At 61.7% G+C, this 8,399-nt stretch carries 9 protein-coding genes; 2 read left to right on the forward strand and 7 right to left on the reverse strand.

What is annotated here, in order from left to right:
- Window positions 1-89 precede the first annotated feature (89 nt).
- The 3 genes from NRB16_RS28490 to NRB16_RS28500 are packed head-to-tail and all read right to left on the reverse strand — an operon-like array spanning window position 90 to window position 1,707.
- Window positions 90-782: an alpha/beta fold hydrolase gene (locus tag NRB16_RS28490; protein WP_306456552.1), complete on the reverse strand. Its 693-nt coding sequence runs from the start codon at window positions 780-782 to the stop codon at window positions 90-92.
- 33 nt (window positions 783-815) lie between these two features.
- Window positions 816-1,178 (reverse strand): hypothetical protein, encoded by a 363-nt coding sequence (locus NRB16_RS28495; RefSeq protein WP_257107520.1) that lies wholly within the window; start codon window positions 1,176-1,178, stop codon window positions 816-818.
- On the reverse strand, window positions 1,114-1,707 hold the full coding sequence (locus NRB16_RS28500) for an amino acid synthesis family protein (protein ID WP_257107514.1): 594 nt from the start codon (window positions 1,705-1,707) through the stop codon (window positions 1,114-1,116). The genes NRB16_RS28495 and NRB16_RS28500 overlap by 65 nt, the downstream gene beginning before the upstream one ends.
- A gap of 234 nt (window positions 1,708-1,941) precedes the next feature.
- On the opposite strand from NRB16_RS28500, the gene mapR reads away from it, so the two are divergent.
- The gene (mapR, locus tag NRB16_RS28505) at window positions 1,942-3,351 is read left to right on the forward strand and encodes a GntR family transcriptional regulator MpaR (RefSeq protein ID WP_257107515.1); all 1,410 of its coding nucleotides are present in this window, start codon (window positions 1,942-1,944) and stop codon (window positions 3,349-3,351) included.
- Window positions 3,352-3,360: 9 nt separating this feature from the next.
- Here the strand turns inward: mapR and NRB16_RS28510 are convergent, their stop codons facing one another.
- On the reverse strand, window positions 3,361-4,131 hold the full coding sequence (locus NRB16_RS28510) for a lipopolysaccharide biosynthesis protein (protein WP_306456553.1): 771 nt from the start codon (window positions 4,129-4,131) through the stop codon (window positions 3,361-3,363).
- A 198-nt stretch (window positions 4,132-4,329) separates the two neighbouring features.
- Window positions 4,330-5,244 (reverse strand): LysR family transcriptional regulator, encoded by a 915-nt coding sequence (locus NRB16_RS28515; RefSeq protein ID WP_257107517.1) that lies wholly within the window; start codon window positions 5,242-5,244, stop codon window positions 4,330-4,332.
- 121 nt (window positions 5,245-5,365) lie between these two features.
- Between NRB16_RS28515 and NRB16_RS28520 the strand changes: the two genes are divergently transcribed.
- The gene (locus tag NRB16_RS28520; protein ID WP_045491711.1) at window positions 5,366-6,244 is read left to right on the forward strand and encodes an MBL fold metallo-hydrolase; all 879 of its coding nucleotides are present in this window, start codon (window positions 5,366-5,368) and stop codon (window positions 6,242-6,244) included.
- 376 nt (window positions 6,245-6,620) lie between these two features.
- Here the strand turns inward: NRB16_RS28520 and NRB16_RS28525 are convergent, their stop codons facing one another.
- Window positions 6,621-7,649, reverse strand: a complete 1,029-nt coding sequence (locus NRB16_RS28525; RefSeq protein WP_257107518.1) for a cytochrome D1 domain-containing protein — start codon at window positions 7,647-7,649, stop codon at window positions 6,621-6,623.
- 123 nt (window positions 7,650-7,772) lie between these two features.
- The coding region (locus tag NRB16_RS28530) for a transposase (RefSeq protein WP_257107519.1) at window positions 7,773-8,399 on the reverse strand (627 nt) is incomplete at its 5' end.

The raw sequence follows: 8,399 nt of genomic DNA on the forward strand, positions 1-8,399 counted from the left end.
GCAGCAGCCCCCACTGCGACCGAGGACGGCTACGCCGTCCGCGCTATCCTTCCCCGCCCTGAACGGCGGGGCTTGTCGCGCCCCGATGGTCAATCAGCCAGCCACTCCTGCAGCAACTGCGTGGTGCGCTCAGGATGTTCCAGCGGCGGTAGATGCCCACACTCGGCAAGTGTCACCAACCGTGAGCCGGCGATTTGTTCATGGATGAACTGTGCCTCAGCCGGCGGAGTGATCTGGTCGTCCTCGCCCACGACCACCAGGGTCGGCACCTTAATGTGCGCCAGTAACCCTGAATAGTCGGCACGCTCGATGATCGCCTGCTGCTGGCGAATGAAGCCGTCGCGGCCAACCTGTTGCGCCATGTCCCTGACCTGTTGCGCGGCAGCTGTACCCAGACTGTTGCGGTGGATCAGCTTGGGCAGCAACTGCGGCGTGACGCCCTTGAAGGTGCCCATCTGCGCCAGCTCCAGCAAGCCGCGACGCACCCTGGCCCGGTCGGCACTGTCGGGCCGCGCCATGGTGTCAAACAATGCCAGGCGCACTACGCGCTGCGGCGCCTGGCGCAGAATCTCCATAGCCACATAACCGCCCATGGACAACGCCGCCAGGGCGAATTGCGGTGGCGCCGCTTGCAGCACCCGTGCGGCCATCGCCGCAATCGAAGTGTCCTGGGTCAGGTCGGGGATCTGCACATGACGGTCGCGAGCGATCAGCGCCTGCTGCTGCGCCCACAGGCGGGCATCGTTGAGCAGGCCGGGGAGCATGACGAGAGGAAGAGTCAAAAGGAGCAGTCCAGTCGGGCGAAGGGCCACAGTTTAAACCGCCTGTGCAACAGAGCAACCGTCTGGCCTGCCCTTTTCAGCGCCTTTGAGCAGGCACGCAGAAAAGGCCCTTGATTGCTCAAGAGCCTTTTGCGCAATTGAATTGACGCGGCTTACAGCGGCGGCGGGATGGTCGCCAGCAAGCCAATCAAAATGGTCACCGCCAAGAACCCAAGCATGAAAAACGCCATTTTGCCCATCAGATTGCTCCCATAGCCCTAAAAGATCATGGGGCCATGATGCCGCAGCCACTGATCCGGTTACAGATTCAGAAACCTGAATAAAAACCGGATCAGATGGCCGACTGTTCTGCGGCCAGCGCCTGTTGGTCGATATAACGGTTGCCGATTCGCGCATGAGGCCGGCCACCATCGGCGGCGCCCAGCACCACCACGATTTCGTCGGCGCGTGGCGCGTCGTCGATGCGCAGCTCCAGGGTCAGGTAGTGGGAGCGCATGCCCTCATCGTCCTTGTGCATCATCGGCACCTGAATGGAGGTGCCCGCCCCGCCGCGCTTGTTGGTGAACGCCAGGTAACTCTTGGCGTCCACCGCCTCACGAAAGTGATTGCCGAAGCGCAAGGTGTGGATCAGCGCCGAGGCATGCTCGATTTCGCCCGCCTCCCCAACCACTGCGGCCTTGCCATAGGCCTCAATGCGCGCAGCACCACCGATGGCCTGGGCCAATTGCGCAACGATTAATTGCCCAAGGTCCGAACAATGCTCACGGATCTGCGGTTTGAGGTCCTCGACAAAGCCGCGCCCGTGCCAGGGATTGGTGATGATTGCAGCCACCGCAGCCATGTTCAGTGGCGTGTGCACTGGCTTGCCACCTTCGATGAAGATCTGTTCTTTATACGTGACGAGTTTGCGGATCTGAAATGCCATGAAACCTCCGATTTATGAACACCGTATTACGGTATACCAATGTTCTATGATCTAAAGGCACGGATAACAGGCTCAGATACAGGCGTTTTTTGCAGAGCAGCGTCTTCAATGCCTCCGATTCAGCTTCATGCCAAACAAGTCATCTGATCCGTAAATAAATATCGAAAATGCATCTGGTGTCGTTTTTTTCCCGCAGGCATGCTGACGCCTCGATCCGCATGACACGACCTGCCCATGAAGCGCTACGAACAACTTGCCGAAGACATCGCCCAGATGATCCGCAACCGGACCCTAAAGGGCGGCGAAAAGCTGCCCTCGGTACGGGTCGCCAGCCAGCGCTTTGCAGTCAGCCCCTCAACCGTGTTCCAGGCCTATTACCGGCTTGAAGACCGCGGGCTGATCCAGGCGCGGGAGCGTTCGGGCTATTACGTGCGTGAACATGCCAGCCGCTCGCTGAGCGAACCGGCCATTCATCTGAGCCCTTCACTGGGCACCGAGGTGGATGTCAGCGAGCTGGTGTTTTCGGTGCTGGGCAGCTTGCAGGACCCGCAAACCGTGCCGTTTGGTTCAGCGTTTCCCAGCCCGGACCTGTTCCCCCTGCCGCGCCTGGCCCGTTCCATGGCCCACAGCGTGCGCGGGCTGCTGCCCCATGCGGTGATCGCCGACATGACCAGCGGCAACCAGGAACTGCGGCGCCAGATCGCGCTGCGCTACCTCAACAGCGGCGTGCACCCGGAACGCGAAGAACTGGTCATCACCAATGGCGCGATGGAAGCCCTGAGCCTGTGCCTGCAAACCGTGAGCCAGCCGGGCGACCTGGTGGCCATCGAGGCGCCGGCGTTTTATGCCTGTTTGCAGATGCTCGAACGCCTCAAGCTCAAGGCCGTGGAAATTCCGGTGCACCCGCGTGACGGCGTGGACCTTGAGCAACTGGCCGACCGCCTCGAGCAATTGCCGATCAAGGCCTGCTGGTTCATGAGCAGCCTGCAGAACCCGCTGGGCGCGAGCATGCCCGATGCCAACAAACAGGCGCTGTACGAGTTGCTCAAGACCCATCAGGTGCCGCTGATCGAAGACGATGTCTATGCCGAGCTGTATTACGGCAGCCGCGCGCCACGCCCGGTCAAGAGCCTGGACACCGAAGGCCTGGTGATGCACTGCGGTTCGTTTTCCAAATGCCTGGCACCGGGTTACCGGGTCGGCTGGGTGGCGGGCGGACGCTATGCGCAAAAAATCAGCCGCCTGAAACTGATGACCAGCATTTCGCCCTCGGTGCCCGCGCAAGCGGCCATCGCCGATTACCTGCAACACGGCGGGTTCGACCGGCACCTGCGCAAATTGCGCCATGCCCTGGAGATGCAACAAGGCGCGATGCTCGCCTCGGCGGCGCGGCACTTTCCGGAACAAACCCGGGTCACCCGGCCAACCGGCGGATACTTTCTGTGGTTTGAGTTTCCCGAACGGGTCGACTCGCTGAAGCTTTACCAAATGGCGCTGGCGCAGGGCATCAGCATCGCGCCAGGGCCAATGTTCTCGGCACAGCGCGGCTTCAGCCATTGTGCACGGCTCAACCACGGCTACCCGTGGACCCCGCAGCGTGAAGCGGCAATGGGGGTGCTGGGGCGCATTCTGCAGGCGTTCTGAGCGCGCCCTTTAGCCGTTGAGCATGCCTTCGACCTGCGCCAGGCTGACCCTGGGAATCACCCGCTCAGGGATCCGCGAACGCGCCGACAGGTTGTACACCGCGAAGTCCTCACCCACCACCTTGTCGGCCATGATCTGCAGGGACGGCAAAATGCGCCGCTGAAAATGCTGATCCAGGCCGCAGGGTGAATTGGCCGGATCGTTCGGGCTGGTCTCGTAAAAACGCCCGGCCGCCTGATCCAGATCCACGCCCACCAGAAAGACCTTGCGAAACCCCGAGTGATAGGCGATTTGCAGGGCCAGATACGCCACCGTGCGCGCATCAAAAAAGCCTTGCGACAGGTCCTTGCTGAACCCCAGCGAACGGGCACGACGGCTCCAGAAAGCGCCGCTGCGCACCAGGTTGCGCTCGCGGCGCAGCAGCGTGCGCAACAGCGACGGCGGCCCGGCCTTCTTCAGAGGCAGGACTTTATCTGCCGACAGCGCAGGCAGGTCGTCCAGCAGCTCGTCCCAAACAGCCAGGCGCTGGCTACGCTGAACGGCCTCGTTGAACAACTGCGGTTGCTGGCGTGGAAAATCCTTGTCGGTGCAGGCGTAACAGAAAGGTCGGATGCTGGTGCGGGCGAACATCGAGATCGCGCCGTTCATGGTAATCATCGGCACCTTGGCAAAACGCTCAATAGGAAAGTCCCGCGCCGATGGGCCGGAGGCGACGATAAATACGGCGTTGTGCTCGCCGCTGCCTGTGCTACGCCGTACAAGCGGGTGGTTGCTGGCCAATGGCACGATGCTGCTCCCTGGTCTGGCCGGATACCCGACGCTTCAAATCTGGCCGACAGGTATAAACGTCATTCTTTTCCGGGGAATCGCCGCTTGGTAGTGCTCTGCTACACAGCTGACACATTCGCTGATCTGCCTGCGCGACCGACCTCGTAGGAGCGGCTTTAGCAGCGAAGCTTTTCGCGGCTAAAGCCGCTCCTACGAATGAAGCGCTACCCGGTCCCAAGGTGCAACATCGCCGCCAAATCGCTCGGCCAGAAACTCGATAAGCAAGCGCAGCGGTAACGGCTGGTGGCGCCGCGACAGGTAGACGGCGTGGATATTCATGGTATCGAGTGCATAGTCGGGCAACACCACCTGCAGTGTGCCGCGGGCCAGCGCCTCGCCCACGTAATAGGTCGGCAGCATCGCAATCCCCGCACCCGCCAGTGCGGCGGCCAACACGATGGAGGTTTCGTTCGCCGTCAGGCTGCCTCGCGCTTGTACGACTGTCAGTTGCTCGCCCTTGCGCAGGTTGTAACTGGTCGCAAAGCCATGGCTGTGCAGAATGCTTTTATGCGCCGCCAGATCCTCGGGGCTTAAAGGCGTACCGACCCGGGCCAGATAAGCCGGCGACGCGCACAGGACCGATCGGCAGACCGCCAGACGCCGAGCGACCAGTTCGTCATCGATGCGCTGGCTGAGGCGAATGGCCAGATCGATGCGGTCCTGGACCAGATCGACCGTCCGGTCGACCATCACCAGGTCAATCTCGACTTTGGGGTGCAGGGCCTGAAACTCCACCACCGCTGCGGTCAATTGCGCCTGCGCGAACGACGGCGCCGAGGTCAGCCGCAGCCGCCCCTGCACCTCGCCGGCCTGACTGGCTTGCGAAACAATGTCGCCGGCCAGGCTGACCATTTCCCGGCAGCTCTTGAGCGCCTGCTCACCGGCATCGGTCAAGGCCAACCTGCGCGTGGTGCGGTGTAGCAGACGCACGCCCAGCCAGGCTTCCAGCCCTTCAAGGTAGCGGCTGGTCATGGCCCTGGACATGTCCAAAGCCTCGGCGGCAGCGCTCATGCTGCCCCGCTCGACAATCTCTACAAACACCCGCATGGCGGTAAGACGATCCATTGATATGCTCGATCCGGTTGACAAACTATTGCCTGAAGCGAAGTTTATCTGCGCCTATTGAATCAATACAGTGCTCTCCACCCGCAGCAGCCGCTGCAATCCAGCTTGGAGAACACCTTTGATGACGATCCCGCGCCTTTTCACCCGTCTGGCTGCCGTCGCCGCACTCTCGCTGTCGGCCGCTGCGGCCGCTCAAGCCGACCCACTGGACCTCAAGGTCTACCATGCCGATGCCAACAGCTTTAACGTCAACGCCGTGCTGGTCACCGGCAAGACTGACGCGCTGCTGGTCGACACCGGTTTCACCCGCGCTGACGCGCTGCGCATCGCGGCCATGGTGCTCGACAGCGGCAAGACCCTGAAGACCATCTACATCAGCCAGCCTGACCCGGACTACTACTTCGGCATTGATATCCTCAAAGGCTACTTTCCGGATGCCCAAGTAGTTGCCACTGCGCCAACGATCAAAAAGATCGAGGCGACCCTGCCGACCAAGCTGAGCTTCTGGCCCGCGAAAATGGGCGCCAATGCCCCCGCACATGTCAGCCTGCCTGCCGTGCTTGAAGCCAACGCGCTGACGCTGGAAGGCCAGACCCTGGAAATCCGTGGCGCCGACGGCCGCCTGCCGCATCGCAGCTATGTGTGGATTCCCTCGATCAAAGCCGTGGTCGGCGGGGTCAATGTGTACGCCGGGCTGCATGCCTGGACCGCCGACGCTGCCAGCGCTGAAGACCGCGCGGCCTGGTCGGCCAAGCTTGCGGACATCGCCGCCCTGAAACCGGCCATCGTGGTGCCAGGGCACGCTGCACCGGGCGCCGCGCAGGACGTTTCGCAAGTGACCTACACCCAGCAGTACCTGCAACGCTGGGACACCGAACTGAAGAAAGCCAAAGACAGCGCCACGCTGATCAAGGCCATGCAAACCGCTTATCCCAATGCCGGGCTGGGCATCGCCCTGGATATCGGCGCCAAGGTCGCTACCGGCGAAATGAAGTGGTAAGGGAGCGCGCATCACGCGCCAGTCAGGCGTCAGCTCTTAATCGACGCTGCTGTGTATCGATGGCAATCCCGCACACCCCTTGCCGGGCGCCGGCGCGACGCTGGCAGAGCTTGATTCGCAGCTAGACGCAATACTGTTCTATTAAACCTGTGGGAGCTAGCTTGCCGGGGTGCCGGACCACAGCGAAGGCGGCGGCACATTCGCAGCAGATGCTGTGACTTTCCTGGCCCTTTCGTCGGAATGCCGCCCAGACCAAGGTCGCTCCCACAGAGATCTGTGGTGCTTATCTGAACAGTATTGCAGCTAGACGCGCATTCGGAGGGAGGCAGCTCTGCCGGCGAATGCAACGCATTGCCCGGCCAAGCCGCCCCTGGTGTCAATCGCGGATGATGGCCAGCGCATCGGGCTCTGGCCCGGCCTTCCAGCGCTGCTGAATAGTCCATGTGGCGGTGTCGATCACCGCCACATGGTCACCGCCACTGACCGCCACAAAGGCGCGCTTGCCATCGGGAGCAACAATCGCACCGATCGGCAATGCCGCTTCACCGAGCATGGTCTTGCGATAGCTCACGCCCTCCTGAGCCAGGGCGATGCGCTTGATCTCCTTTTTCTGCGCGACATCGATAACCGACAGTTCAGCCGAACGCGCATTGGTGACCAGCGCGTGTTTGCCATCCGGGGTCATGACAATACGGATCGGAAACTGGCCGGTCTTGATCCGCTCGGTGACTTTCAGACTCTGCGTATCAACAAACACCACTTCATCGGCTTCGCGGTTGCTGACCAGCACTTCGCGGCCATCCTTGCTGATCGCAATGCCCTCACTGCCTTTGCCGGTCTCGACCTCGGCGATCTTCTGGTACTGCTCAAGATCCACCACCGACAGGCGGCCGCCGTCAACGTGGGTCACATAAGCACGGGTCGCATCCGGCGACAGCTCGACCATGTGCGGCTTGCCACCGCCAATGGCGATGCGCTGCACCACCTTGCCCTGTTTCAGGTCCACCAGCAGCAGGCGCTCGCTGCCCTCGGTGGTGACTGCAATGCGCTGGTTATCCGGCAGAAAGCGGATGCCGTGAGGAAAGGTGTCTTCGCCCAGGTCCACGGTGCGCAGCACCTTGCGCGTCGGCCAGTCGATCACCGTCAGGCTGTTGTTGGGCTTGCCCGGCGCACCGTAATTGCCAACCACAGCCAGTTTATTGTCACGCGACACGATGACCTCATGAGGACCGGTGCCCACCGGCAGACGCAACAGTTCCTTGCCATCGGCCATGCTCAGCGCCGAGACGCTGGCGCCGTCCTTGTTGCCGACCAACAGCACCTCGGCAGCCTGGGCCAGTGGCGCACCCAGCAACAGGCCGGCCAGGCAGGCACGGCGCAGGAATGGGGGGATTGAATGCAACATCGACAGTCTCCTTGCAGCGGTGAAATTCCATGATTGAAAAGCCGGATTTCGACTCGCTGCCTGCACTGTGAGTTCGCGACTAGAGCGTTTGCGGATGTTGCAGAGGTTGACATCCTCCCCGTCCTAAAGGGCTGGGATTCCCACAATTGGACGCTCATGCCCGAGCGCGAGAATGTTCTTTGCGGCGTTGACGTCGCGGTCGTGGGTGACACCGCACCCACAACAAGTCCATTCCCTTATTCCAAGCCCTGCGATACCTCTGGGCCTCGAGTCCGGCAATTGCTTGCAGCTCGAACAGGTTTGGGTGGTGTTTCTCTCGCTGACAACCTTGAAAACCGTGCCTGCGTGATCGCATTTGTATTCCAGCATGGTTTTCAATTGGCCCCAGCCGGCGTCCAGCACCGACTTGGCCATCCTGGTTTTCGCGAGTTTCAGTGAGTTCACATCGCCCACCACAATGACGCCACAACGCGCGACCAGCGCGTTGCTGAACTTATGCAGGCAATCCTTGCGGCGGTTCGCAATTTTGGCGTGAATCGCCCGCACACGGGCTTTCTTGCCGGCGCGCTGGGCCGTGCCCAGGGCGCTCTCCAGATCCCGGTAGAACCTGCCGCTTTCAAGGCGATCACCGTCGCTGCAGGTGGCCGTGGTTTTCAGTCCGAGGTCGATACCCACCGCGTCCTGGCCTGGCGATAACTGGCGGTCGACCTCGACCACGACGTTGAAATACCAGCGTCCACGGCTGTCCTC

The sequence above is a fragment of the Pseudomonas sp. LJDD11 genome (assembly GCF_024584215.1).
Taxonomy (GTDB): Bacteria; Pseudomonadota; Gammaproteobacteria; order Pseudomonadales; family Pseudomonadaceae; genus Aquipseudomonas.

Coding starts and splice junctions, on each gene's coding strand:
- NRB16_RS28495 (WP_257107520.1), bottom strand. CDS start 1,178: ATGCGCGAATCGGCAACCGTTATATCGACCAACAGGCGCTGGCCGCAG.
- NRB16_RS28500 (WP_257107514.1), bottom strand. CDS start 1,707: ATGGCATTTCAGATCCGCAAACTCGTCACGTATAAAGAACAGATCTTC.
- mapR (WP_257107515.1), top strand. CDS start 1,942: ATGAAGCGCTACGAACAACTTGCCGAAGACATCGCCCAGATGATCCGC.
- NRB16_RS28515 (WP_257107517.1), bottom strand. CDS start 5,244: ATGGATCGTCTTACCGCCATGCGGGTGTTTGTAGAGATTGTCGAGCGG.
- NRB16_RS28520 (WP_045491711.1), top strand. CDS start 5,366: ATGACGATCCCGCGCCTTTTCACCCGTCTGGCTGCCGTCGCCGCACTC.
- NRB16_RS28525 (WP_257107518.1), bottom strand. CDS start 7,649: ATGTTGCATTCAATCCCCCCATTCCTGCGCCGTGCCTGCCTGGCCGGC.